The sequence below is a fragment of the Nocardia sp. NPDC049149 genome, assembly GCF_043197455.1.
In the GTDB taxonomy this organism is placed as follows: domain Bacteria; phylum Actinomycetota; class Actinomycetes; order Mycobacteriales; family Mycobacteriaceae; genus Nocardia.
Genome location: NZ_JBICTD010000012.1, coordinates 239,512 through 263,484, shown reverse-complemented (window position 1 = coordinate 263,484; position 23,973 = coordinate 239,512). Strand labels below are relative to the sequence as shown.

23 protein-coding genes and 1 riboswitch are annotated in these 23,973 nt (G+C 67.1%); of the genes, 17 read left to right on the top strand and 6 right to left on the bottom strand.

The genetic code is table 11. The features are described 5' to 3' along the window. Nucleotides 1-15: 15 nt before the first annotated feature. Nucleotides 16-834 carry an ABC transporter ATP-binding protein gene (locus tag ACGFNJ_RS37865; RefSeq protein ID WP_393459929.1) on the bottom strand — a complete coding sequence of 273 codons (819 nt, stop codon included), beginning with the start codon at nucleotides 832-834 and terminating at the stop codon, nucleotides 16-18. Further along, nucleotides 831-1,862: a FecCD family ABC transporter permease gene (locus ACGFNJ_RS37860; RefSeq protein ID WP_393459926.1), complete on the bottom strand. Its 1,032-nt coding sequence runs from the start codon at nucleotides 1,860-1,862 to the stop codon at nucleotides 831-833. The genes ACGFNJ_RS37865 and ACGFNJ_RS37860 overlap by 4 nt, the downstream gene beginning before the upstream one ends. Nucleotides 1,863-1,894: 32 nt before the next feature. Next, nucleotides 1,895-2,025: riboswitch (cobalamin riboswitch) on the bottom strand. 59 nt (nucleotides 2,026-2,084) lie between these two features. Here ACGFNJ_RS37860 and ACGFNJ_RS37855 point away from each other — a divergent pair. The 6 genes from ACGFNJ_RS37855 (at nucleotide 2,085) to ACGFNJ_RS37830 (ending at nucleotide 8,796) form a co-directional block, all read left to right on the top strand. After that, nucleotides 2,085-3,254: an alpha/beta fold hydrolase gene (locus ACGFNJ_RS37855; protein WP_393459923.1), complete on the top strand. Its 1,170-nt coding sequence runs from the start codon at nucleotides 2,085-2,087 to the stop codon at nucleotides 3,252-3,254. A gap of 63 nt (nucleotides 3,255-3,317) precedes the next feature. Then, complete coding sequence (locus ACGFNJ_RS37850; RefSeq protein WP_393459920.1) at nucleotides 3,318-4,412, top strand: ABC transporter substrate-binding protein; 1,095 nt, start codon at nucleotides 3,318-3,320, stop codon at nucleotides 4,410-4,412. Then, nucleotides 4,412-5,272 (top strand): ABC transporter permease, encoded by an 861-nt coding sequence (locus ACGFNJ_RS37845; protein WP_393459917.1) that lies wholly within the window; start codon nucleotides 4,412-4,414, stop codon nucleotides 5,270-5,272. Before ACGFNJ_RS37850 ends, ACGFNJ_RS37845 begins: the two co-directional genes overlap by 1 nt. Beyond that, nucleotides 5,248-6,018, top strand: a complete 771-nt coding sequence (locus ACGFNJ_RS37840) for an ABC transporter ATP-binding protein (RefSeq protein ID WP_393459914.1) — start codon at nucleotides 5,248-5,250, stop codon at nucleotides 6,016-6,018. The genes ACGFNJ_RS37845 and ACGFNJ_RS37840 overlap by 25 nt, the downstream gene beginning before the upstream one ends. Then, the gene (locus ACGFNJ_RS37835) at nucleotides 6,015-7,364 is read left to right on the top strand and encodes an LLM class flavin-dependent oxidoreductase (RefSeq protein ID WP_393459911.1); all 1,350 of its coding nucleotides are present in this window, start codon (nucleotides 6,015-6,017) and stop codon (nucleotides 7,362-7,364) included. Before ACGFNJ_RS37840 ends, ACGFNJ_RS37835 begins: the two co-directional genes overlap by 4 nt. A 271-nt stretch (nucleotides 7,365-7,635) precedes the next feature. Next, complete coding sequence (locus ACGFNJ_RS37830; protein WP_393460024.1) at nucleotides 7,636-8,796, top strand: MFS transporter; 1,161 nt, start codon at nucleotides 7,636-7,638, stop codon at nucleotides 8,794-8,796. Between the two features lie 807 nt (nucleotides 8,797-9,603). On the opposite strand, the gene ACGFNJ_RS37825 is transcribed toward ACGFNJ_RS37830, so the two are convergent. Both ACGFNJ_RS37825 and ACGFNJ_RS37820 read right to left on the bottom strand, forming a co-directional pair. Beyond that, nucleotides 9,604-10,776, bottom strand: coding sequence for a hypothetical protein (locus ACGFNJ_RS37825; RefSeq protein WP_393459908.1), 1,173 nt, complete (start codon nucleotides 10,774-10,776; stop codon nucleotides 9,604-9,606). Nucleotides 10,777-11,572: 796 nt separating this feature from the next. Then, nucleotides 11,573-12,157, bottom strand: coding sequence for a TetR/AcrR family transcriptional regulator C-terminal domain-containing protein (locus tag ACGFNJ_RS37820; RefSeq protein WP_393459905.1), 585 nt, complete (start codon nucleotides 12,155-12,157; stop codon nucleotides 11,573-11,575). Between the two features lie 157 nt (nucleotides 12,158-12,314). On the opposite strand from ACGFNJ_RS37820, the gene bioB reads away from it, so the two are divergent. The 7 genes from bioB (at nucleotide 12,315) to ACGFNJ_RS37785 (ending at nucleotide 16,913) form a co-directional block, all read left to right on the top strand. Next, the gene (bioB, locus tag ACGFNJ_RS37815) at nucleotides 12,315-13,340 is read left to right on the top strand and encodes a biotin synthase BioB (RefSeq protein ID WP_393459902.1); all 1,026 of its coding nucleotides are present in this window, start codon (nucleotides 12,315-12,317) and stop codon (nucleotides 13,338-13,340) included. A gap of 26 nt (nucleotides 13,341-13,366) precedes the next feature. Beyond that, the gene (locus tag ACGFNJ_RS37810) at nucleotides 13,367-13,576 is read left to right on the top strand and encodes a hypothetical protein (RefSeq protein WP_141717815.1); all 210 of its coding nucleotides are present in this window, start codon (nucleotides 13,367-13,369) and stop codon (nucleotides 13,574-13,576) included. After that, nucleotides 13,576-14,256, top strand: coding sequence for a DUF2567 domain-containing protein (locus tag ACGFNJ_RS37805; RefSeq protein WP_393459899.1), 681 nt, complete (start codon nucleotides 13,576-13,578; stop codon nucleotides 14,254-14,256). Before ACGFNJ_RS37810 ends, ACGFNJ_RS37805 begins: the two co-directional genes overlap by 1 nt. A gap of 93 nt (nucleotides 14,257-14,349) precedes the next feature. After that, nucleotides 14,350-14,883, top strand: a complete 534-nt coding sequence (locus ACGFNJ_RS37800) for a DUF1353 domain-containing protein (RefSeq protein ID WP_393459896.1) — start codon at nucleotides 14,350-14,352, stop codon at nucleotides 14,881-14,883. Between the two features lie 91 nt (nucleotides 14,884-14,974). Beyond that, nucleotides 14,975-15,478 (top strand): CUE domain-containing protein, encoded by a 504-nt coding sequence (locus tag ACGFNJ_RS37795; protein ID WP_393459893.1) that lies wholly within the window; start codon nucleotides 14,975-14,977, stop codon nucleotides 15,476-15,478. Between the two features lies 1 nt (nucleotide 15,479). Further along, entirely contained in the window at nucleotides 15,480-16,601 is a 1,122-nt protein-coding gene (locus ACGFNJ_RS37790) for a DUF6545 domain-containing protein (RefSeq protein ID WP_393459890.1), read from the top strand. A gap of 126 nt (nucleotides 16,602-16,727) precedes the next feature. Next, entirely contained in the window at nucleotides 16,728-16,913 is a 186-nt protein-coding gene (locus ACGFNJ_RS37785) for a hypothetical protein (protein ID WP_393459887.1), read from the top strand. A 5-nt stretch (nucleotides 16,914-16,918) separates the two neighbouring features. Here ACGFNJ_RS37785 and ACGFNJ_RS37780 read toward each other — a convergent pair whose 3' ends face one another. Beyond that, nucleotides 16,919-17,680, bottom strand: a complete 762-nt coding sequence (locus ACGFNJ_RS37780; RefSeq protein WP_393459884.1) for an NUDIX domain-containing protein — start codon at nucleotides 17,678-17,680, stop codon at nucleotides 16,919-16,921. Between the two features lie 89 nt (nucleotides 17,681-17,769). Between ACGFNJ_RS37780 and nadA the strand changes: the two genes are divergently transcribed. The 4 genes from nadA (at nucleotide 17,770) to ACGFNJ_RS37760 (ending at nucleotide 22,782) form a co-directional block, all read left to right on the top strand. Then, nucleotides 17,770-18,831 carry a quinolinate synthase NadA gene (gene nadA, locus ACGFNJ_RS37775; RefSeq protein ID WP_393459881.1) on the top strand — a complete coding sequence of 354 codons (1,062 nt, stop codon included), beginning with the start codon at nucleotides 17,770-17,772 and terminating at the stop codon, nucleotides 18,829-18,831. A 260-nt stretch (nucleotides 18,832-19,091) separates the two neighbouring features. After that, nucleotides 19,092-20,651, top strand: coding sequence for an L-aspartate oxidase (locus ACGFNJ_RS37770; protein WP_393459878.1), 1,560 nt, complete (start codon nucleotides 19,092-19,094; stop codon nucleotides 20,649-20,651). A 139-nt stretch (nucleotides 20,652-20,790) separates the two neighbouring features. After that, a complete protein-coding gene (gene nadC, locus ACGFNJ_RS37765) occupies nucleotides 20,791-21,651 on the top strand; it encodes a carboxylating nicotinate-nucleotide diphosphorylase (protein ID WP_393459875.1) in 861 nt (286 codons plus the stop codon). Between the two features lie 126 nt (nucleotides 21,652-21,777). Further along, a complete protein-coding gene (locus ACGFNJ_RS37760) occupies nucleotides 21,778-22,782 on the top strand; it encodes an alpha/beta hydrolase family protein (protein WP_393459872.1) in 1,005 nt (334 codons plus the stop codon). Between the two features lie 7 nt (nucleotides 22,783-22,789). On the opposite strand, the gene ACGFNJ_RS37755 is transcribed toward ACGFNJ_RS37760, so the two are convergent. Further along, nucleotides 22,790-23,968, bottom strand: coding sequence for a winged helix DNA-binding domain-containing protein (locus ACGFNJ_RS37755; RefSeq protein ID WP_393459869.1), 1,179 nt, complete (start codon nucleotides 23,966-23,968; stop codon nucleotides 22,790-22,792). Nucleotides 23,969-23,973 lie beyond the last annotated feature (5 nt).

Here is a 23,973-nt window from a genome sequence, read left to right as displayed (position 1 = left end):
CAACAACAGCGCTGGTCACGGGGTCGGCTCTCTCGGGGTGATCAAGAGATGCGAGTGGTTGGTCTCCGGGTGCGCGACGCGCAGGGCACGCACGTTGAAGACCGTGTCGACGACATCGGGCGCGAGTGCCGTCTCCGGCGCCGCGAGGGGGTGGGCGGCGCCGTTGTGCAACACCAGGATTCGGTCGCAATAGCGGTCGGCCAACGTCAGATCGTGCAGCGCCATGACGACGGTGCGGTCGAGGGTGCGAGCGAGGGCGAGCAGTTCCAGGCGATGAGTGATGTCGAGGTGGTTGGTCGGCTCGTCGAGCAGCAGCACCGGGGTGTCTTGCACGAGCGCACGAGCCAGCAGCACCCGCTGCCGCTCACCGCCGGAAAGATGGTGCACCGGTCGCTCGGCGAAACCGGCCAGATCGACGGTGGCCAAGGCCTTTTCGATCTGCTGCTGTTCGCGCGGTGAACCGGCGCCCCATGGCGGCAGGTACGGGGTGAGCCCGAGCGCGACCACCTCGCCGGCGCGCAGATCGGCGGGTGGCCGCTCGTCCTGCGCGACCAGCGCCACCGTCCGTGCGCGCTGTCGCGCCGACAAATCGTGCAGCACAAGACCATCCACGCGCACCCGGCCGTGCACCGGACGACGCACGCCGGCAAGTACCTGCAGCAGCGTCGTTTTGCCTGTCCCGTTCGGCCCGACGATCCCGATCGTCTCCCCGCCACGCACCGCGAAGCTCACATCGGCAATCACGGTCCGTCGTCCCGCGGCACACGCGAGCCCTTCGACCACCACCGCTCCGGTGGCCAGTGGCCGCTCCGCTGCGCTCTCGGCGCGGTTCACGATTCACCGAACCGATAGCGCCGCCTGCCCATCAGGATCAGGAACGCGGGGGCGCCGATGAGACCGGTGAGGACACCGACGGGAATCTCGGTGGGGCGCACCACGATTCTGGTCGCCGCGTCGGCGACGACGAGGAACAAGGCGCCGCAGAGCGCGCTGGCGGGCAACAGGATGCGATGGCGCGGGCCGACCAGGAGCCGGGCGGCATGCGGCACAACCAAGCCGACGAAGCCGATGCCGCCCGACACCGCGACGAGTACGCCGACGAGGATCGAAAGCAGCAGGAACAGGCCGATGCGCAATTGCTTGACCGGAACCCCCAGTGACGCAGCAGTATCGGCGCCGACGGTCAGCGCGTCGAGCCAGCCGCTGGCGCTGAGCAGTGCGGCACCGGCGAGCGCGACCACGCTCAGCGGCAACGCGATGCGCGTCCAATCGGCGCCTGCGAGGCTGCCGAGCAACCAGAACAGCACCGATTGCGCGGCCGAGGGATCGGGGCGACGGAAGATCAGGTAGCTGCTCAACGCGGCGAACGCGGAGCCGAGCACGGTGCCGGTCAGCACCAGCCGCAGCGGTGTCAGCCCACCCTGCGCGACCGCGATCACGAACACCAACGCCGCGGCGGCCAACGCACCGACCAGCGCCCCGCCGGACAACGCCCACACGCCCGCGCCCGCGAACAGCCCGGAGGTGATGACCGCGGCCGCGCCGACGCCTGCTCCGGATGACACCCCGAGTAGATAGGGGTCGGCGAGCGGATTGCGCACGAGCGTCTGCATGGCGGCCCCCGCAAGCGCCAGCCCCGCGCCGACGATCGCGGCGAGCACCGTGCGCGGCACCCGCAGTTGCCAGACGATGGTGTCCAGCCCGAAGTCGGTGGGGGCGTGTCCGGTGACGCGGTGCCGCAGGACCTCGAGGACCGACGAGACCGGCAGCGTCTCCGCGCCGAAACCCGTGGCGAGGATCATCGCGCAGATCAACAGCGCCCCGAGGACGGGCAGGACGATCGCCGTGCGGACACGGGTCATCGGTGGTGCTCCACAGGCAAGTCGCGGCCTCTCCAGAGTGATCGCGGCAGGGGAGGTCTGACTTTCGCCGGGCGGCGATCACAGTGGCGCGACCGTTCCGGAATTACACCGGATTCCCGCACCTGCCAGGTAGGACGGCGGAACTCTACCGTTCGGTCGGGTTCATCAGATCGTCGGGTTGTGGAATGACAATCGTCCACAGCCGTGCCTACAGTGGAAAAGATGTCGCCGCTGCAAGATCGGCACCCGTCCACCATCGCGGACTGGGACGACGCGCGACGCAGAGCCCGGCTACGGGACACCAGCCCGTGGCACGAGTGGAAGACGTTGCGCCGCACCAGGTCCGTGGCGGTTCGAGTGCTGGTATTGCTCGTCGCCGTGCTCATCGGCTACGCGCAGTACCTGACCCATGACGTGAAACCCGAACAGGAACGGCTCGCGCAAACCGACCCCGCGATCTTGCCGGTCGGCCCGCCCGCCGACCCCAAGGATTGGGACACCGTCGTGGTGGACATGGTCGGTCTCGGCGTGCTCGACGCCAGCGCGACCGCGGGCGCATTGCCCGCGCTGCGCCGAATGGGTGTGGTGTGGGCGATCCGCTACGACAACGAAGGTATCGACACCAAGGTAATCGCCGACCTGATCATCCGCGCCGCCGAATTGTCGGGGCTGCGCAACATCGTGCTCGTCGGGCACAGCATGGGCGGCGTGATCGCGCTCGAGGTCGCCAAACACATCCACCTCGACAGCGACCGCCGGGTGGTCGGGGTGATCCTGGACTGCACGCCGGTGGACCTGAACGCAGTCCGGCCGGAGAGCCGAGGCCGCGGCGAGGACATGGTCCGCTGGATGGGCTGGCTGCCCGGCGCGCGTGAAAGTCGGCTGCTGCGCATCGCGGTGGAGACCTACGCGCGACGGGACCGGTTCGTCTCCGACGGCGGCAACGGCCTCCCGCCCGGCATCCGCGTCGCCGAGCTGCGCGATGTGCTCAGAGACGTGCTGCGCGAGAAGATCTTTTCGCGCAACGCGGCGAGCAACGGCCTGATCGAGGCGCAGTTCACCGCGATCGTGGCGGGCGGTGCGGCCGGTGACTTGCGCGCACTCGCCGAGCCCAAGGACGAAAAGCCGCGGCCCGCTATCGTTTTCATTCGACCGAGGGATCCGGATCGGGACCGGGTTGTCGATGTCGAGTACTCGCATCGGGTGCTGATCGATGTGTCGGGCGGTGTGGACGGCACCTTGTCGGTGGTGCTGGCGCGCAACACGGGGCATGCCAATCCGATGCAACGCCCGGTCGAGTACAACACGGTGATCGAGCAGCAGATCCTGCCGTTCATCCAGCGCTATCAGCAGCAGGTTCGGGCGCCCGCGACCTCGGCCGCACCGCGCTGAGCAGTTCGAACCAGCCTGAGACAAACGGTGTTCGGGCCGGTTTTGTCTTGTTTGAATCCGAGTATGTACCGACCACGCACCTCCCTGTTCGGCCGCCATGGCCGCACCGCCGCCGCATTGCTCGCCGTGGCAACCGTTGCGACCCTCGGACTCACCGGCTGCTCGAACACCGAGAAGTCGGACGGTCCCGTCGCCGCGGATACCCCGCTGCCCACCGAGATTCCGGCGGGCACCAAGCTCGTCCTCGCCGACCAGTCCGAACGCCTGCAGTCGGTATTGCGGTTCTCCGGCGAGCTCGACAAGCTCCCGTTCAAGGTCGAGTTCGCCAATTTCGTTGGCGGACCTGCCGTTCTGGAGGCGTTCCGCGCCGAGGCCGCGGACGTTGCTTCAGTGGGCGACGTCCCACCGATCCACGCCCTGGTCGCAGGCCAGGACGTGCCCATCGTCGCCGCCTATCAAACCAGTACCACCGCCTTGAGACTTGCGGTGGCTCCCGGCAAGTCGATCACCACTCTCGCCGAGCTGAAGGGCAAGAAGATCGCTTACGCCGAGGGCACTGCCCAGCAGGCGGCAGTGCTGCGGGCACTCGACAAGGTGGGACTCAAACCCGCTGACGCGCAGCTGATCCGGCTGCAACTCGGCGAGTTCCCCGACGCGATTCGCACCGGTCAGGTCGACGTCGCACCGCTCATCGAACCGAATATCACACGCTTCCTGCGGACTTCGGGCGCCTCGCTGATCCCGGCCGACCAGACCAAGGATATCTATCCAGGGCTCGCCTACCTGTACGCCCGCCGTGCCGTGGTGCAGGATCCGGCCAAGGCAGCCGCGACTCGGGCCCTGGTCGCCGCCTACATCCGGGCCAACCAGTGGATCAACACCCACCAGGACGAGTGGGCCCGCCGGTATTACGTGGAGAACCAGAAGGTCAGCGCCGAGGACGCGAAGCGCATCGTGGAATCGCTCGGCACCTTCACCTTCCCGCATCTGGACGACCAGCTCGTCGCGCGCCAGCAGGCCACCATCGACGCCATCGACAAGGCGGGCGAGCTGCCGAAGAAGGTGCAGGCGGCCAAGGGCTTCGACCTGCGCTTCGACGCCCCGATCACCGAGGGGGTCACCGCGAGCGGTGCCGCCTTCGCCCCGAAGGAACGCTGATGGCGACCCTCGACGCCGGCGTATTGAGCAGGCTCGGTCGCGGCAGCGCACCGGCGCACGTGCTCGGCAAACGCAAGCCTGCCCGGCCGCGACTCGGCCCAGGCCGCCCCATTCCGTTCGGTGTCGCCATCGGGCCCACCCTGTTGATCGCCGCCTGGGTGCTCGGATCGGCTTCCGGCACACTGGATCCGGAGACGCTGCCCGCGCCGTGGACCGTCGCCGAGACCGCCGGTGGTCTGATCTCCGACGGCAGGCTGCAGTCGAATCTGCTCACCTCGGTGCAGCGGGCCGGGATCGGGCTCGGCATCGGCGTCGCCGTCGGCTTAGTCCTCGCGCTGATCGCGGGGTTGAGCCGGATCGGTGAAGCGCTGGTGGACGGGCCGATTCAGATCAAGCGTGCGATTCCCACGCTCGCGCTGATTCCGCTGTTCATTGTCTGGTTCGGCATCGGCGAGGAGATGAAGCTGCTGGTCATCACGACCAGCGTGGCCATCCCGATCTATCTGAACACGCATGCGCAGCTGCGCAGCGTCGACGCCAGATATGTGGAACTCGCTCAGACGGTGGGACTTTCGCGCCTGGCCTTCGTTCGCAGGGTCGCGCTGCCCGGCGCGCTGCCCGGCTTCTTCACCGGATTGCGCTTGGCGGTGACCATCTCCTGGCTGGCGCTGGTCGTAGTGGAACAGGTCAACGCCACCAGCGGCATCGGCTACCTGATGACGCAGGCGCGGACCTACGGGCAGATCGACGTGATCGTGGTCGGGCTCGTGATCTATGGGCTGCTCGGACTTTTCGGTGATCTCGCCGTGCGTGCGGTGGAAAGGAAGGCGCTGTCATGGCGACAGACATTGGGCGACTGAGCGGCTCGGGCGTTGTCCGCACCCGTGCGCTGCGCCGCGGCTTCGGCGAGCGGGTAGTGCTGCGCGACCTCGATATCGACATCGCAAGCGGGGAATTCGTCGCGCTGCTCGGGCGCAGCGGTTCGGGCAAGAGCACGCTGCTGCGGGCGCTCGCGGAGCTCGACTACGACGTGCCGGGCTCCGGCGAGCTGACCGTGCCCGCCGAACGGGCCGTCGTGTTCCAGGATTCCCGGCTGCTGCCGTGGTCGCGGGTGCTCGAGAACGTGACCTTGGGATTGACCGGCTCGGACGCCGCAGAGCGCGGTCGTGCGGCACTGAGCGAGGTCGGCCTTGCCGGGCGCGAAAAAGCTTGGCCGAAACAGCTTTCCGGTGGGGAACAGCAGCGCGTCGCGCTGGCCCGCTCGCTGGTGCGCGAGCCCGAACTGCTGCTCGCCGACGAACCGTTCGGCGCATTGGACGCGTTGACCAGGATCAAGATGCACACGCTGCTGCAGGACCTGTGCGCCAGGCACAAGCCCGCCGTGCTGCTGGTCACCCACGACGTCGACGAGGCGGTGCTGCTCGCCGACCGGGTGCTCGTGCTCGACGAGGGCAGCATCGCGGTCGATCTGCGCATCGACCTGGAACGTCCACGCCACCACAGTGATCCGGCTTTCAGCGACTACCGGTCCCTGTTGTTGGCCAGCCTCGGCGTCGGTCAAGCCGACCAGCCGACCCACCGTGCAGAAGAGAAACAAGCCTCATGAGTAGCCCTCGTCAGCTCAGCCTGAATGCGTTCATCTACCCGTCCGGTCATCACGAGGCGGCGTGGCGGCATCCCGACAGCCAGCCCCATCGGATCTACGACGCCGCCTACTACCAGGAGATCGGCCGCACCGCCGAAGCCGCGAAGCTGGATGCGGTGTTCTTCGCCGATGGTCCCGCGCTGCGCACCAACGTCAAGCACAACGCGGGCTCCGGCTTGGAGCCGATCACCCTGCTCACCGCGATCGCCACGGCGACAACACATCTCGGCCTGATCGCGACCGCGTCGACGACGTACTACGAGCCCTACAACCTGGCCAGGTTGTTCTCCACGCTCGATCACATCTCCGGCGGCCGGGCCGGCTGGAACATCGTCACCACGGGCACCGACCTGGCCGCGGCCAACTTCGGCCTGGACAAGCACCCCGATCACGCCGAACGGTACGCGCGGGCCAGGGAATTCGTGGACGCCGTTGTCGCGCTGTGGGACAGCTGGGAAGACGACGCCATCGTGCTGGACAAGGCGAGCGGGGTGTACGCCGACCCGGACAAAATCCACCCGATCGACTTCGCGGGCGAATACCTGCGGGTGCGTGGACCGTTCAACGCGCCGCGCACGCCACAGGGATATCCGGTGCTGGTGCAGGCCGGGGCGTCCAACGAAGGTCGCTCGTTCGCAGGCAAATACGCGGAGGCGATCTTCACCGCACACCAGCGGCTGGAGGACGCGCAGACCTTCTACGCCGATATCAAGTCGCAGGCACAGGGTTTCGGGCGCGACCCGGAGCACGTGAAGATCCTGCCGGGGATCAGCCCGTTCATCGGTGACACCGAGGCGGCGGCCAAGCGACTGGAACGCGAGTTCAACGAGCTTACGGTGCCGGAATACGGTCTGACGCAACTGGAGAACATCGTCGGCAAGAGTTTGCGGCATCTCCCGTTGGACGGGGACGTCCCCGTCGACCTGTTCGACGACGCAGGCGACGTCACCGACAACGGCCGCAGCCGCTTGCAGGTCGTCGCCGGAATCGTGCAGCGGGAACGGCCGACCGTGCGCGGCCTGCTGCACCGCCTCGCCGGCGCGCGTGGCCACCGGGTCTTCGCGGGCACCCCGGAACAGGTCGCCGACACCATCGAGGAGTGGTTCCGCAGCGGCGCCGCCGACGGCTTCAATGTGATGCCGCCGTACTACCCTGGCGGCCTCGAGGTCTTCGCCGAAACCGTCGTGCCGATCCTTCAGCAGCGCGGCCTGTTCCGCACCGAATACACCGGCACCACCCTGCGCGACCACTTCGGCCTGCCTCGCCCGGAGAGTCGGTTCGCCCGCCACCCCGCGCTAGCGCAGTGAGGGTCGATCCCGCTTATCGCACTTCCCCTTCGAGTCGGTCCGCGCGCCGCGGCCCGTCGAGGTCCGATGGATCGCACTGTGTCGCAGCGCGATCCATCGCGGCGATCCGTCCGCGACGCCAGGTGACGGGTGTGTTCTGCGAACGAGGTTCGGGCGCTGAGCAACTCGTCAACGCCTGTCCGGCGTCGGCCCGGTGAGCGCCGAGGTCGGAACCGGGCCTGTCGTCCAGCCCGTTCGGCTGCGTTCGCTCACCTGGACGGTGTTCGTCCCGATGGTGTTGTACGGCACCGGAGCCGGCGCGGCGTCTCCGATGTACGCGTTGCGCGCGCTGGATCTAGGGGCGTCGATCGGGCTGGCAGGCGTGCTGGTCGCGTTGAGCGGGCTGGGGATGGTGGTGGCCGATCTGCCTGCCGGGCGGATCGTCGCGCGGATAGGGGAGCGGGGCGCCATCGGTGTCGGTTCGGCACTCGGCGTCATCGGTGTGCTGTTGGCGATTGTCGCGCCGAATCTGGGGGTGCTGGCAGTCGGGATGTTGCTCAACGGTGCGGCCGGTGCGGTGTGGGGTCTGGCTCGTCAGACCTACATCGTGGCGGTGGTGCCCGCTGCAGACCGGGGCCGGGCGATGTCGACGCTGGCGGGCTCGCATCGGCTCGGGTACTTCTGCGGACCGTTCCTCGGTGCCGTGCTCGTGCATGGGATGGGACCGAGTGGCGCACTGTGGTTGCAGCTCGCCACTATGGTGCTCTCCGGTGCGGCGATGGTGGCGATACCGTCGCCGGACGGCGACCAGGTCGAGGGCGGCCACACGCTGCGCTCGGTGGTCGTCGAAAACATCGGAGTGCTCGGCACTTTGGGGTCGGCGGCGCTGTTGATGGGTGCGGTGCGGGCGGCCAGGGTCGCGGTGCTTCCGCTGTGGGCGGCGCATATCGGGCTGAGCGCCTCGGCAACGAGCGTGGTTTTCGGCATTGCCGGCGCGGTGGACGTGCTGATGTCGTATCCGGCGGGCATCTGGTTGGACCGTCGCGGCAGCCGGGCAGTCGGTGTACCGGCAATGGTGTTGTTCGCGATCGGGTTCGGCGCGTTGCCGCTCACGTCCTCGATCCTCGGCTTGGGCGCGGTCGCCGTGATACTCGGGCTCGCCAACGGTGTCGGCAACGGCGTGATCATGACCGTGGGCGCCGACGCGGCCCCGGACGGACGGCGGGCCGAGTTTCTCGGCGCATGGCGGTTGACCCACGACATCGGCATGTTCGCCGGACCGCTCGTCGCCGGTGCGATCAGTGCCGTTGCGCTGCTGAGTGTTTCGGCGCTCGCGCTGGCCGGTGCCGCCGCCGTCGGCGCCGCCGCCATGTACCGCTGGTTCCCCGGCGTGCACCACCCCCGCCTCAAACAGCTTCCGCCTCTGGCACGACCCGACCCAACGTCAGCGTGATCGCGTGCGAACGAGGCGACGCCATCCTGCTCGACCAGGCGGGCGGAGTGTAGGCCGACCCGGACAAGATCCATCCGATCGACTTCGTCGGCGAATACCTCAGGGTGCGTTGGCCGTTCAACGCGCCGACCACGGCCCGGAGGCTTTGCGGAAGTGGTCACCGCGCCGCGGAGTTGTAGACGTCAGGGAGGCCGCAGGCACGGAAGGGTTGTGCCGCGTTCGCACACGGTTGCGATGACCGGGTCCAGTTCTGCGCGTGGCCGCAGTGGCGCGTAAGCCCTGCGGGAGCCACCCTCGAGATCGGATGACCGAGGAAGGCGCCACAGGCGCGATGCAGGGGCGGTCGGGTGATCACACCATCGCCGGACTCGTACGGTCGTTGAAAACCCTCCGCAGCGAGCAGGATTCGTTGAAACTTAGCTGGGCGGGTCGATCGTCACAATCATCCCCCGGATGATGCCACGGTGCTGGGGATGCCTCAGCCCGGACTCCGCGATCACTACGTGCGCGGGCGACACATCGACGGGAATCAGTGAGCACCGCGGAGACCACTACTGGTGGTCCACCGAACAATCCGATACAGGGGTCGCGAATATAACCAATTTCGTATGTCACATGCTCAGGGCGAATGGGAATGCCGACTGACCGCATGAGGCATGGGTGAAATACTGTAAATAGACTAATTTGCTCGCGCGGTAGGCGTGACACCCCGGCGGCGCCGGCGCTGGACAACTGTCTCGAGCCGATGCCGTCGACGGCCTGTGCCTGCCCAAAGGTCCACGCATCGGCGATCCACCGTAAGCGTGTTCAATAGAACGGCCCACGGCCTTGCCATACCGTCCACACCGGTTTCGCCCCCAGGGCCGTAGTCGGGGGTGGATTCTCAATAAAATCGGTAAGCTCATGGAGATTGCTGCGTTTTACCTTATCCACTCTGGCCCAGGAGCCTGTATCCGGGTCAGGATTGTGTTCTCCCGGCGGCGGCCAGAATGTAAGCACCTCGGGTGACGGGCCCGCGCTGGTGTCGACCATTGTGCCGGTGGCCAAGGCTGCGTGATCGTTGTCATTCCAGAGAAGAACGTCCCCTCGCGCCACCTTTAATTCGGCAGCCAAATCTTCCGGTGACACGGAGAGCTCATCGGCGTATCGCTGCATCTTCACGGGATCGAGTCCGGCCACCGGGTACGGCAATGGGTCTTGAATCAACCTCTGCGGGAGGCCTTTGAGCCAAGCCATACGCCGGTCACGGCCCAGATCATCCAGGCCACCATAGAACTTGCAGATATCGGCCGGGCTGAGGCTACCCGCGCGAACACCAGCGATGAGGATGGCATCCCAGCAAATTATGCGCGCATCCCGGTTGAACTCGGGGAAGGGGTTCTCAGGCCTTCTCGCCCAACGAACCAGTGTCCGATCCCTGTCCAGAAAACTGACCCAAGTCGCCTCTGCACCGAGCATTCTCTCCATTTCGTCCACCACAGCCCGTCGGGCAACCTCCAGGCGCAATTTCCGAGTATCAGCGAGCGCCAACGCCTTATCTCCAGGCAAATTATATTTGTGTGCAACATGCCTAATCCCCTTGCCTATTCCAGCGAATTCCAGCACGTTGTCTTCTGTCAATCGGAAGCGCCGCGCTATGTCTGCCGATGAGTTACCTGCGGCCAATTCCTGTCCGATCTCCGCGGACAGTTTGCGGAGAGCGAACCTCAATGCCAACGCGGCCTCGGGTTCGGGACGCACTTTCAACGCAGCCGGAATGTAACGGTGTACGATCAGCTGACGGAGCGTTGACGGATCGCCTGACGCGCGTATACCGGCTGACCCCTGCCTGTCTACGTCTTCAATTTCACCGATGATACGCTCGAGCTTCTTACTCGCGTGCTCAATTGGGCTTGCAGCAGCCTTGCCGTACGGTGGCATCAACTCATTCTGCAACCGCATCCTGAGCTGACGGAGCAGTTGAGCGGCAATGTCGTCCATCGACCTCACTCTGACGCGGCCCCGACGGGAAGCCTGACTGACCATACGAGGAGCCCGCGTGAGCACGACCTCACCCTAGCCGCGCCATGGCGCGGCCGCATGCCCTCACGGGTGGGAATTCGCCATGTCAAGGGCTCACCTGGATTCAGCTCCGGACCGTTTATCCCTCGCAACCAGAAATGCGGGACTACACCAAATCAATGGTTCAGATCGACAGCGGAGTGGACTCCATTTACCCTCGTGCACAGATAAAACCCGCCACCCACCTACGCACTGGATAGCTCCGCACCGTAGGGCAACTCGATCGACTCCCGCCTCGCCGAGCGGGTAGGTTCGCGCATTTACCGCGCCGAACCAATACCGGAATTCGCTGATGCCTATCCGTACCGGCTCGGACAGCGACTGCCCAGACTTACATCCTGATCTTCGATCTAATGCCGCGATTATAATGCTGTTCAATCCCGGGCAAACGCGACCTGTTCCATTACGGGGCATAAGTAGTCTTCAGATATTTATCCAAGGAACGAGTTTCTTGCCGCGAGGGTGCCGAAACGCTTGCAAGCACGCGAAAATTCTGTCGACGGTATCGGCGCCATATGACCATCTAAAGCGTGCGGGCTGCCGCGACCAGAGTGCCCCCGACCGTAGGCGCGCGTCAGGTGCGCGTTGTGTTGTTCCAGTAGGCTCATCGGCGGTCCGGTTTAGTGATCTTGAAAATCGAGGTAGTCATATGTTCGCTGTCGAAGATCGTTGAGACGACCATTTGACTCACCTCGATGAGTCGCTGGGCGACGGCTCAGCGGACTCGGGTGCCGAGCAGGTGGTGGATGCCTGCGATGAACAGTTGCAGGCCGAAGTCGAAACGGGCGGTGGGGTCGGGGGTGTCGGCGAGGGGTGTTTCGTCGTCGGGTAGCGCGCCTGCCGAATCCATCTGCATCCGCGACTGCTCGTCGACGGTCTGGCCGAGGACGTAGTACAGCAGCGTGAACGAGGCGTTCTCGGCTTCGTGCCGCGGCATGCCCGCGCGAATTGCCGCGCTCGCCATGCGTTCCCGGCCCTTGCTGGTGGTGAGGCGGGAAGCGTAAGTGGCCGAGACCAATTCGGCGCCGTCCCGGTAGGCGAGCAGGCAGTCGCGCAGCCGGTGCGCGAGTTCGCTGATCTGGCCGGACCATTCGGTCGCGGTGATCGGGTCTTCCATCGGCGCGAGTATCTTGTCCGCGACCGCGCCGAGCAGCGCCTGCTTATTGGGGAAGTGCCAGTACAGCGCGCCCGGCTGCACCTGAAGCGAGCCGGCGAGCCTGCGCATGGTCAGGTCGGCGAAGCCGTACTGATCGAGAATCGCGATCGCGCCCGCGACCACGTCCGCCCTGTGCAGCTGCACCCGAATTCCTCCCGCCGATGTTTTGACTCATTGGTACCACTACCCTAGCCTGAACACCGTTCAAGTTGGGCGGCCACGTCGGCCGAACGAAGGGATTCGCGCAGTGACCCAGGCTCCCGTTGACATCGCTTCACCGACCTTCCCTGTCAAGGCGAAGGTGGGTGCACCGACTCCGCAGCCGCCCGGCAACCCCGAGATTCTCGCACTCGCCAGGGAACAGGTGCTCGAGCGCGGTCACGGCCTGACCCAGGACCAGGTCCTCGAGGTCCTCCGCCTCAGCGACGACCACCTCGAAGAACTGCTCGCGCTGGCCCACGACGTGCGGATGAAGTGGTGCGGCCCCGAGGTCGAGGTCGAGGGCATCATCAGCCTCAAGACCGGCGGCTGCCCCGAAGACTGCCACTTCTGCTCCCAGTCCGGCCTGTTCCAGTCGCCGGTGCGGGCCGCATGGCTCGACATCCCCAGCCTGGTCGAGGCCGCGAAGCAGACGGCCAAGACCGGCGCCACCGAGTTCTGCATCGTCGCCGCCGTGCGTGGGCCGGACGCCAGGCTGATGGCGCAGGTCGCCGCAGGCGTCGAGGCCATCCGCAACGAGGTCGACATCCAGGTCGCGTGCTCGCTCGGCATGCTCACCCAGGAGCAGGTCGACCAGCTCGCCGCCATGGGCGTGCACCGCTACAACCACAACCTGGAGACCTCGCGCTCCTATTTTCCCAACGTGGTCACCACGCACACCTGGGAAGAGCGCTGGGACACCCTGCGCATGGTCCGCGAGGCAGGGATGGAGGTCTGCTGTGGCGGCATCCTCGGCATGGGCGAAACCCTGGAGCAGCGCGCCGAATTCGCGGCGAACCTGGCCGAGCTCGAGCCCGACGAGGTCCCGCTGAACTTCCTCAACCCGCGGCCGGGCACCCCCTTCGGTGACCTCGAGGTGCTGCCCGCCGCTGACGCGCTGCGTGCCGTCGCCGCGTTCCGGCTTGCGTTGCCGCGCACCATCCTTCGCTTCGCGGGCGGTCGCGAGATCACCCTCGGCGACCTCGGCGCCAAGCAGGGCATCCTCGGCGGCATCAACGCGGTGATCGTCGGCAACTACCTGACCACGCTCGGCAGGCCCGCCGAGGCCGATCTCGATCTGCTCGGCGAGTTGAAGATGCCGATCAAGGCGCTCAACGAAACCTTGTGACACCCCCCATGAGTAGTGTCATGGACATGGACGAGCGCTACAACCCGTTCACCGGCAAGCGGATCGTGCCCGGGCTCGAAGACGCCGTGCCCGCGGCCGCCGCGCTCGGTCTCGAGCCGCCGCGCTTCTGCGTGGAGTGCGGCAGGCGGATGGTCGTGCAGGTGAGCCCCGACGGTTGGTGGGCCAAGTGCTCCCGGCACGGCGTGATCGACGCCACCAGCCTGGAACGGCGCTAGTGGACGCGCAACTGCGGCGTGAGGCACGGGCGGCCGTGCTGATCGCGGTCGCCATCGTGCTGTTCAGCGCGCTCGCCGGCATCGGATGGGGACTGGTTGCGCCCACCGAGCAGCTGTTCGTGGTCGAGCAGGGCCGTGGCGCGCTGCTGACCGGCGAGAGCACGCACCAGTTCGACGGGCTGGCGATGTTCCTGTGCTTCGGCGCGGTGGTCGGCGTGTTGACGGCGGTGGCCGCATGGCGGTGGCGCACGGTGCGCGGGCCGCTGATGCAGGCCGGGGTGTTCTTCGGGTCCGTCCTCGGCGCCGTGGCGATGGAGCTGCTCGGCGAGCAGGTCACCGAGTGGTTGCATCCGCGGCCGCACAATCCGCCGATCGGACAGTTCGTTTCGTTGCCGGTCGAGGTGAGCGGTTGGCTCGCGCTGATCATGCAGCCGCTGATCGCGTCGCTGGTCATGCTGTTCTTCGCGGCGCTGAACCCGTCGGAGCATCTCGGCACCGGCATTGTCGCGCCGGCCGGAATCTACGATCGGGCAGGCGCATTCGGGGCCAGCGCGTATCCGCAGGACGACGCGACCTCGCCGCCGTATCCGGCCGGCGGCGGCAGTCGGCCTTACGGTGGGTACGAGCCGGCCAGGGAAGCCGGTTCCGGTTCGATGCCGGAGTCTCGACCCCGTCGCTGAGCGTTGGCCGAACCGTTGCCCGCAGGACAGTACAGTCGTCCCGGAAAAGCCTAGAATTATGGGACACGCTGTGCGTTCAGAGAGGAACGAGACGTGGCGTTCGTCGATAGCGGGCTGGTCGTCGAGGAGCTCGATGCCAAGTTCTGGCGAGTGGTCAACCCACTCGTTTACCAGGGTGACAGCGAAGAATTCGTGATCCCCGCCGGATTTCGTACCGACTTCGCCTCAGTGCCACGCGCACTGGTCTGGCTGGTGCCGCGCTACGGCGCCTACACCAGGGCCGCCATCCTGCACGACTTCCTGCGCAACACCAACGTGGTGAGCACGGTCGACGCCGACGGGCTCTTCCGTCGTTGCCTGCACGAGTTCGGCGTCTCGCTGCCGCGCCGCTGGATGATGTGGGCCGCAGTGCGATTGGCGAGCGGGCTGCGCGGCGCGAGCCTCGGCGATATCGCGATCTGGCTGGTGATAGCCGTTCCCTCAGTGGTGTTCCTTGCCGTCCCGGTGATCGTCGTACAGACATTTCTGCTGCTGTTCTGGTTCGTGGAACTGGCCTTCTGGAGCGCGTCTCGGCTCACTCGCCGCACCACGGCCCCGCCGCCGAACCCGCAACTGAAGACCGCCTGACCCCACAGCGTTGCTTTCGTGGCGAGTGTTCGGAGGTAACGACTGCGGTACGAGCCTCGGTGCACAACCCTTGCTGCGGTACCGTTTCGGCGTGCGAGAACGGATAGGGCGACGCCGCGCCGATCCGATGGTCGAGCAGGCACGCCGGATGCGGGATGCGCTGGTGGTTCCGGAACCGTGGGATCTCACCGTCTTTCTGGAGCAGATTCCCGGCTTGGTCGGCAAGCGGATTCGGCTGGTCACGCTGCCCGACCGCAGTGGGCTGCCGTGCGGGCTGGTGGTCGAGCAGGCCGAGGACATCGTGATCGCGTACGACGCGGAGAGTTCCGGCTACCACGCGGATCATATTGTGCTGCACGAGATCGGGCATCTGCTGCTCGACCACGGCCCCGACGCGGGGGCACGCACTCAGCGCGGCACGCTCGAGCTCCTGTTCCCCGATATTGATCCGGACACGGTGCTGCGGGTGCTGCAGCGCAGCGACTACGACGACGCCGCCGAACGGCAGGCGGAGCTGTTCGCCTCGCTGGTGATGTCCGAATCACGCACGGCGCCACCGGGTTCGCCGTTCCGTCGGACGATGTTCCTCGACTGACGTGCTGCACTCGTCGTGGCCGACCGCGCTGTCGCTCGCGCTGGTCGGTTACCTCTGGTTGCTGGTTGTGTTGCGCGTGTTCAGCTTTCACGCGACGGCCATCGATCGTGCCGCCACCTTCGCGGTCGGGATGCTCGCTCTGACATGCGGTATGCGCGAGCCGACGTTGCAGGGCGCGCTGGTGACGCTGTCGGGACTTTCGCCTGCGTTCTACTTCCAGTTCGCGATGATCCTGATGGGCGCCGCCGTCGGCTTCAATGTGCTGACCTTCGCCGCCGCGCTCGGGCGCGACTATCGACCGGTGCTCGTGCACGGACTCGCGCTCGCGAGCGCGCTGACCGCGTCCCTGTGCGGCGCCGAAGCCCGCGCGCGTGGGGTGGCCATCGAGGACGTCACCGGTTGGGGCCAACTGGGTTTCTGGTTGGCACTGCTGCCGATGACGGTCTGGCTGGACGTCCTGATGCTGAAGGTGTGTCTCGCGGAACTGCGCAGGCAGCCCGACGGCCGCGAGTATCTGGTGCACGCGGGGCTCGCGTTGTTCCCGCTGATCCACCTCATCGCGTTCAGCGCGGCGCCGATCGCGGCGGTGTTCCTGGTTCGCAACGAGCACACAGTCTTTGCCTCGGTGCTCGCCGCGGGTGACCGCGACAGCCTCCTCTATCAAGCTGCCGTCATCGCACTCGGACTCACCGTGCCGTCGCTGCTGCGGGTAGCCACGCGGCTCGGCCTCGACGAGGCCTCGCGCAGTCGTAAACGGTTGCTTCCGCTGTGGGCGGATCTGACCGCCGTCTGTCCTGAAGTCGTCTACCGTGACCCGGTCGTCGACGGCCTCGGTAGCCGATTCCTGTTGCACCGCACCGTGATCGAGATCAGGGACTGTCTGCGCGCGCTGTCGCTGTACACCGAAGGTGAGCGCGGCGACGCGCACTCGGTGGCCGACTACGCGGTGCGACTCGCCCAGGCTTGTCGCGCCAAATCGGCCGGAGCGGCGCCCGTCGGCAGCGCCTACGCACTGCCCTCCACCGCCGGTGACGTCGAGGCGGAGATCGACGAGCTCACCGCGCTTGCCGCGCAGTGGAAACGGGCTCGCGCGGTCGCGGGCTACGCGCGGACAATGGAGTAGGTCGCCGGAATAGCCGACGAGGTCGGCGTTGTTGTCGACAGCGCGCGGAAATTCGCTGGTACGGCGGCATCCGCGCCCGTACCGTTGGCGGCCGGACACGATCGCAGAGCAGAAGGGAGGTCCGGAATGAGTGACGACAAGCGGGCGGCATCCGTGCCGGACCTCGCTGGCGAGCAAGCAGGCGAGCGCGCGGATCTGGTGGCCTGGCGGCGCCGGGATGCGTTGCGGCGCAGCAATGCCGCGCAGCCGTTGCCGAACAAGCGGCGGTACCGACGGGGGAGCAAGCACCGCAAGGCCACCATCGACTCGTAGGTCGGTCAGGTCGGTGGCCGCAATGCGGCGAATTCGTCGGTGACTCGAATGCCGGAGTCGGTGTAGCGGTAGACGGCGGCCGGACGACCACCCGCTCGGCCGGGAGCTCGGGTCTCGCCGGTGGGGGTGATCACCTTGCGGCGCGAGAGAACTCGCTGCAGGTTGGTGGTGTCGACGTCGTAACCCAGTGCCGCACAGTAAATTTCACGCAGCGTGGACATGGTGAAGTCGGCGGGCGCGAGCGCGAACGCGATGTTCGTGTAAGAGAGCTTGGCGGCAAGCCTGGTGCGCGCGTGGTCGACGACCGTCCCGTGGTCGAACGACATCCGGGCCGGCAGCGCGGACACCGGATGCCAGGCGGTGTCGGAGGGTAGCTGCGGGTCTGCTGTGAGGGGGACCAAACCGAGATACGCCGAGGCGATGCGCCGCGGCGCCGGGACCCGATCGGGCGCGCTGAACACCGAGAGCTGTTCGAGATGGGCCAGCTCGCGCACATCGACCTTCTCCGCGAGCTGGCGGCGCGCGGACGTGTCGAGGTCCTCGTCGTCGCGCAGACGGCCGCCAGGGAGCGACCAGGTGCCCTTCTGTGGGTCGAGCGCGCGCTCCCACAACAGCACCGCCAATTCGGTCCATTGTCCAGGTGGGCAACGGCCGATGATCGTGTTTTTGCCGTCGGCGGGTCGTTGACCTGCGGCGACGTTGTCGGGGAAGCGGCGAACCTGGAACACCGCGGTGAGCGTTTCGTGGATGGTGCTACTATGGGGCACGTTTTCGATTATAAGTCGAAAACCTGGTTGGGTGCGAATCGGCGCAGTGCACGGGGCATGAAGTCGACCGCACGACGAAGGGAGCCATCATGGCGACGATGGGTGCGAAACTGGCGCCTCCGCTGATGGGACAGGTGTTCGACGGGCCATCAGGGTTCACGGGTGTCGAGGCGACTCCGGAGTGGGCGCGGGAGGTCAAGCGATTGGCTCGCGAACGGAACGCGACGATTCTGGCGCACAATTATCAGTTGCCCGAGATTCAGGACGTGGCCGATCACGTGGGTGATTCGCTGGCGTTGTCGCGGATCGCGGCCGAGGCGGCTGAGGACACGATCGTGTTCTGTGGTGTGCATTTCATGGCCGAGACCGCCAAGATCCTGAGCCCGGCCAAGACGGTGCTGATCCCGGATCAGCGGGCGGGGTGTTCGCTGGCGGACTCGATCAGCGCTGAGGAGTTGCGGGCGTGGAAGGCCGAGTACCCGAACGCGGTGGTGGTGTCGTATGTGAACACCACCGCCGAAGTCAAAGCGTTGACCGATATCTGCTGCACCTCTTCTAACGCGGTGGAGGTGGTCGCCTCGATCGACCCCGACCGTGAGGTGTTGTTCCTGCCCGATCAGTTCCTGGGCGCGCACGTCAAACGGGTCACCGGCCGGGAGAATATGCATATTTGGGCTGGTGAGTGCCATGTGCACGCGGGGATCAACGGCGAGGAGCTCACCGAGCAGGCCCGCACCCACCCGGATGCGGAGTTGTTCGTGCATCCCGAATGTGGTTGTGCCACCTCCGCGTTGTATCTGGCCGGGGAGGGCGTGTTCCCGGCCGAGCGGGTACACATTCTGTCCACCGGTGGCATGATCGACGCCGCCCGTGAGGTACGCCAGCGCCGTGGCGGTGGGTCTACTCAGGTGTTGGTGGCTACCGAGATCGGCATGCTGCACCAGCTGCGGAAAGCCGCTCCCGGTATCGACTTCCAAGCCGTCAACGACCGGGCCTCGTGCAAATACATGAAGATGATCACCCCCGCCGCGCTGCTGCGCTGCCTGGTCGAGGGCCGTGACGAGGTCCACGTCGACCCCGAAACCGCAGCCCGCGGCCGTAACTCGGTCCAACGCATGATCGAGATCGGCACTCCGGGCGGTGGTGAATGACCCGACCGCTGCCCTGGTGGCGGTGGTCGGACAGTTAGTCGGCGGGAACGCGAGCGGCGCGGTCGGCCCGGTGCATCCGGGACGGCCACCCGGTCAACGATTTTCGCCGTGGAACGCGCAGAGAGGCGTGTGCGGATGACTCCGATATCGATCGAGGGGGACACCGGGGCCGACGTGATGATCGGCAGCGGTAAGGCCCGATCGCCGGTCGGCCGCGTTGCGCCTGCTCTTGTCGCGAACGCACAGAGAGGGGTCAGCAGATGACCCACATGTCGATCGAGTGGGAAGCCGACGCCGACCTGGTGGTGATCGGTGGCGGCGTTGCCGGGTTGACGGCGGCGCGCACCGCGTCCTTACGGGGGCTGCGGGTCCTGACATTGAGTAAAGGCGGCGCCACCGACACCTCGACGCAGTATGCGCAGGGCGGGATCGCTGTTGTTGCGCCGCACGGTGATTCGGTGGAATCCCACGTGCAGGACACGGTGGCGGCCGGTGCCGGGCTGTGTGATGCCGCCGCCGTCCGATCCATCGTCGAAGGCGGGCAGGCCGCGGTGGCGGCGCTGACCGATCTGGGAGCGGTCTTCGATCTGGGCCGGGACGGGCAGATTTCGCGGACCCGCGAGGGCGGGCACAGCACCCGGCGCATCATCCACGCGGGTGGCGACGCGACGGGTGCTGAGGTGCAGCGGGCGTTGAACGCAGCCGGGCTGCCGGTGCTGTTCGGCGCGGCAGCCTGCGAGATCTTGACCGATGGCAACGGTGTGCAGGGCGTTCTCGCGGTGTCCGACAAGGGATTCGGTGTCGTGCACGCGCCTGCGGTGCTGCTCGCGACCGGGGGTCTTGGCCAGCTCTATGCACTGAGCACCAACCCGCCAGGTGCGACCGCCGATGGCATCGCGCTCGCGCTGTGGGCGGGCGCGAGCGTGTCCGACCTGGAGTTCGTGCAGTTCCATCCGACCGTGTTGTACACCCCGGGTGGCGTGGGGCGGCGGCCGCTGATCAGCGAGGCGGTGCGCGGCGAAGGCGCGATTCTCGTGGACTCCGAAGGGGATTCGGTGACCGCGGGCATCCATCCGCGCGGCGATCTGGCGCCGCGCGATGTGGTGTCGCGGGCCATTGCGGCTCGCATGCGCGCGCTCGGCACCGATCACGTCTATCTCGATGCTCGGGCGATCGATGGCTTCGCTCAACGGTTCCCGACGATCACTGCTTCGTGTCTGGCGGCCGGTCTCGATCCGAGCACCGACCTGATCCCGGTCGCGCCGGCCGCGCACTATCAATGCGGCGGCGTGGTGACCGACACCTCGGGCCGCACCGCCGTGCCCGGCCTCTATGCCGCAGGCGAAGTCGCACGCACCGGACTGCACGGTGCGAACCGGTTGGCGTCCAACAGCTTGCTGGAGGGTCTCGTCGTCGGCGAACGGGTCGGCGCTGCGGCGGCCGAGCGGCTCGGTGCGCACACCCGCGTCACCGAAGTGTCCACCCGGGCAACCGAGTACGTGGACCGCGACGTGCTGCAAGAGCTGATGACCACCCATGCCTCCGTCGTCCGTGACGGCGCAGGCCTCGCCGAGGCGCTCAAGCGGCTGGCGGACGCCGTCACGCCGCCGACCACCGCGTCGACCTTGCCCGCACGGATCGCCGGGATCGAGGACGCCGCACTCACATTGGCCGCCCGAACTCTGCTGCTCGCGGCCGGCGCCCGCACCGAAAGTCGCGGCTGCCACACCCGATCCGACCATCCCGACGCCGATCCCCGCCTCCGCCACAGCATCTCGCTCACCCTCGACGAGCGCGGTCACCCACAGGCGGCGTCATGAGCGCCTGCACGCGAATAGTCGAGCACGAGTGGCACATGGCTGCGGCAAAGTGCGAGAAGAGCTCTCCATGATGTGCCACTCGTGGGCATGGACGAACTGGGCGCGTGGTTGCGCGCGTATCTAACTGAGGAGTGAGTTGATGGGTCTGGATAGTGGGCTCGATCGGGATGAGGTGCTGACGCTCATCCGGACGGCGCTCGATGAGGATCTGCGGTACGGGCCGGATATCACGACCGCGGCGACCGTGCCTGCCGACGCGGTGGTCAAGGCGTCGGTGGTGTCGCGGCAGCCGGGCACGGTGGCCGGGCTCGACGTGGGGCTGCTGGTGCTGGACGAGGTGATCGGCGCGGGGAACTACGAGGTCGCCGGGCGGGTTGCCGACGGAACCCGGGTTGCCCCTGGGCAATCCGTGCTGACCGTCGTCGCACCGACGCGCGGACTGCTCACCGCCGAGCGCACCATGCTCAACCTGGTCTGCCACCTGTCCGGCATCGCGACCGCGACCGCCGCCTGGGTCGACGAGGTCGCGGGGACCGACTGCAAGATCAGGGACAGCCGCAAAACCTTGCCCGGTCTGCGCGCATTGCAGAAGTACGCGGTCCGCCTCGGCGGTGGCGTGAACCACCGCATGGGTCTGGGCGACGCCGCGTTGATCAAGGACAACCATGTCGTCGCCGCGGGTTCGGTGGTCGCGGCGTTGCGGGCGGTTCGTGCGCTTGCGCCCGATATCGCCTGCGAGGTCGAGGTGGACAGCCTCGACCAGCTGGATGCCGTGCTCGCCGAGGACGTGGAACTGGTGCTGCTGGACAACTTCCCGCTGTGGCAGACCCAGGCAGCCGTGCAGCGTCGCAACGCCGTCGCGCCGAACACCAAGCTGGAATCCTCGGGTGGGCTCAGCCTCGAGGTTGCCGCCGACTACGCCAGGACCGGTGTCGACTACTTCGCCGTCGGTGCGCTCACCCATTCGGTGCGGGTGCTCGATCTCGGGCTCGACATGTAGCACTGCGGCGGCCGGTGTCGATGAACAGACCGTGTTGTCTGTTTTCAAAATTACCCGATTGCTTAACAGTGTTCAGTTTTCCTTGATACGCGGCACAATCGCGCAAGCACGTGTCACGATCCAACGATGAACGGCAAGTGTCGACTGCTTGCCCTGCTGGTATCCATTGCGGTGTTGTCGGCGCTGCCCTGGTCAGGCGCGCCGACGGCCGCGGCCGAATCGGACTGTGCGGCAGGCCAGGTGGCGGCGCGACCGATCACCTTCGCCGTCGACGACGAGTGGTCGAGCGGCTGGGCCTACGAGCCTTATCGGTGCAGCCCAGGCGATCTCGCGCCGCGCGGTCTGATCGTCGCGGTACACGGCTTCAGTGAGCACGCCGCCGACTACCCGGACATCATGGCCGCACTGGCGCAGCGCACCGGCGCCGCGCTGCTGACGCTGGACCAGCGCGGCGGCGACAGCATGTGGAAGCCGGGGGAGTGGAATCCGTGGGCCGGTTGGCACGATGTCGTCGCCGCCACCCAGTGGTATCAGGCCGAGCACCCCTCGATCGGCCGGACCGTGCTGTGGGGCTGGAGTCAGGGCGGGATGACCAGCGGGCTTGCCGTGGCACACGGTCCCGCCGGACTGTTCGACTACTGGATCGACACCTACGGCCCGTCGAACACCCTCGACTACTGGAACCTCGGCAACGCACTCGGCCTGCCACAGGTGCAGCAGATCGAGCGGGACGCGGGCGACTGCCGACCCCAGGAGTGTCCGCAAGCCTATGCCGACCGCTCGACCAGGGCGCTCGCGGCGAAACTGAATACCGAGCGCATCTTCCTGCTCGCCGGAACCCACGATCCGATTGTCCCGTACCAGCATTCGCTGGATCTGAAGAGCGCGCTCGAGGCCGCGGGCAAGCCATTGTCGATGTACACGGTGGTCACCGGCCGCGGCCGGGACGGCACAGTGCAACTCGGCACGCACGGCATCGGCCCGGTCTGGTTCGAAAGCGCCTGCGTGGTGCAGCGGTTGCTCGCGGACACCGAGCCGACCGACGGCGCGGTTCGCGAGTACTACACCGATGTGCTCGCCGGGATCGACACCGCACCCGAAACACCGCCGGGCGCAACGTGTGCCGGATGAGGGCGGCTCACGCCGTCAGTTCGCGCTCCAGCGGGGTGCGGAAGCGGGGAATGGGCCGGACCTCGCCGAACCACGCGCCGATCTTCGCCGCCTCGGCGTCGATCATCGCGATGGCGTCGGCGCCGACGTCTTCCAGCAGGCGATAGACGATTTCGCCGTCCTTGCGCTGCGCCCAGCCGCCGACGATGCGGCCGTTCCACCACACGGTCGGCCCCACATTGCCGTTGCGGTCGAACAGGATCGGCGCGTGCGGGCCGAGATACCAGTCCCTGGACTGCCAGCCCATCGGCGTCGGGTCGAGCGCGGGCAGCAGTGCGGCCCACGGCTCCGGCGCCGCAACGGGTTCCGTGTCGTCGGCGAGCAGCAGCCCGGTGGTGCCGTCGAGGTCGACCTCCACCAGCTCGAGATCGGTGAGCGCCTTGCGCACCTCGCCGAGCGTCCAGCCGGTCCACCATTTGATGTCGGAGACCGGCGCGGGGCCGAACGCGCGCAACCACTGCCGGATCAGTTCGACCCGCGCCTGCTCGGCGGGGATCGCCGGAACACCGTCGGGCAGCCAGGATTCCACCGGCGACCAGGTGTACTGGCTGCTCGACCAGCTGCCGTTCGGGCGCCCGCGCACGATGCGGCCCTCACAGCCGAGCGTGACCAGCACCCAGGTGGTGATGTTCGTCGGCTTCGAATACGCCTTGTCCGGAGCGGGATTCACCTGCGTGCGCAGCCGAGGCACTTCCTTGCTCAACTGTGCTCCGGTGGCGGCGCCCTTGGCGAGCAGCGCGTCGTGGGTTTCGGCTTCCACGGCCGAGAGCCAGCTCTGCACATCGCCGTCGCCGATGCCTGCCAGCTCCAGATACCTGCCGTAAGTGCGACGTTGCTTGTGCGCCAAGGCTTCCGCGCAGGACGACTGCAGCACCGGCACCAGATCGACCGGGACGACGAACATGGTGCGCCGCATGGCCAGCATCCGCAGCAGCGTGCGATCGTCGTACAGTGCCTGCTCGATATCGGGTGGGGTGAGCGTGTCGCTGCGTGCACCGACCGAAAGGAACACCGTCGCCGGATCGGTCGCATGCAACGCGACCAACGATCGGGCGATCTCGGTGACCTGATCAGCCCGGGTGGCCGGCGTGAGCCGGTGCCGGATCGCGAGCCTGGCCCGCCGCTCGGCGACATCAATCGAACGCATAGGCG

What these genes read in the sequence shown, in the direction of transcription:
- ACGFNJ_RS37860 (WP_393459926.1), bottom strand. Translation starts at nt 1,862, where the DNA reads ATGACCCGTGTCCGCACGGCGATCGTCCTGCCCGTCCTCGGGGCGCTG.
- ACGFNJ_RS37855 (WP_393459923.1), top strand. Translation starts at nt 2,085, where the DNA reads ATGTCGCCGCTGCAAGATCGGCACCCGTCCACCATCGCGGACTGGGAC.
- ACGFNJ_RS37850 (WP_393459920.1), top strand. Translation starts at nt 3,318, where the DNA reads ATGTACCGACCACGCACCTCCCTGTTCGGCCGCCATGGCCGCACCGCC.
- ACGFNJ_RS37845 (WP_393459917.1), top strand. Translation starts at nt 4,412, where the DNA reads ATGGCGACCCTCGACGCCGGCGTATTGAGCAGGCTCGGTCGCGGCAGC.
- ACGFNJ_RS37840 (WP_393459914.1), top strand. Translation starts at nt 5,248, where the DNA reads ATGGCGACAGACATTGGGCGACTGAGCGGCTCGGGCGTTGTCCGCACC.
- ACGFNJ_RS37835 (WP_393459911.1), top strand. Translation starts at nt 6,015, where the DNA reads ATGAGTAGCCCTCGTCAGCTCAGCCTGAATGCGTTCATCTACCCGTCC.
- ACGFNJ_RS37830 (WP_393460024.1), top strand. Translation starts at nt 7,636, where the DNA reads ATGGTGTTGTACGGCACCGGAGCCGGCGCGGCGTCTCCGATGTACGCG.
- ACGFNJ_RS37825 (WP_393459908.1), bottom strand. Translation starts at nt 10,776, where the DNA reads ATGGACGACATTGCCGCTCAACTGCTCCGTCAGCTCAGGATGCGGTTG.
- ACGFNJ_RS37810 (WP_141717815.1), top strand. Translation starts at nt 13,367, where the DNA reads ATGGACGAGCGCTACAACCCGTTCACCGGCAAGCGGATCGTGCCCGGG.
- ACGFNJ_RS37785 (WP_393459887.1), top strand. Translation starts at nt 16,728, where the DNA reads ATGAGTGACGACAAGCGGGCGGCATCCGTGCCGGACCTCGCTGGCGAG.
- nadA (WP_393459881.1), top strand. Translation starts at nt 17,770, where the DNA reads ATGGCGACGATGGGTGCGAAACTGGCGCCTCCGCTGATGGGACAGGTG.
- ACGFNJ_RS37770 (WP_393459878.1), top strand. Translation starts at nt 19,092, where the DNA reads ATGACCCACATGTCGATCGAGTGGGAAGCCGACGCCGACCTGGTGGTG.
- nadC (WP_393459875.1), top strand. Translation starts at nt 20,791, where the DNA reads ATGGGTCTGGATAGTGGGCTCGATCGGGATGAGGTGCTGACGCTCATC.
- ACGFNJ_RS37760 (WP_393459872.1), top strand. Translation starts at nt 21,778, where the DNA reads ATGAACGGCAAGTGTCGACTGCTTGCCCTGCTGGTATCCATTGCGGTG.
- ACGFNJ_RS37755 (WP_393459869.1), bottom strand. Translation starts at nt 23,968, where the DNA reads ATGCGTTCGATTGATGTCGCCGAGCGGCGGGCCAGGCTCGCGATCCGG.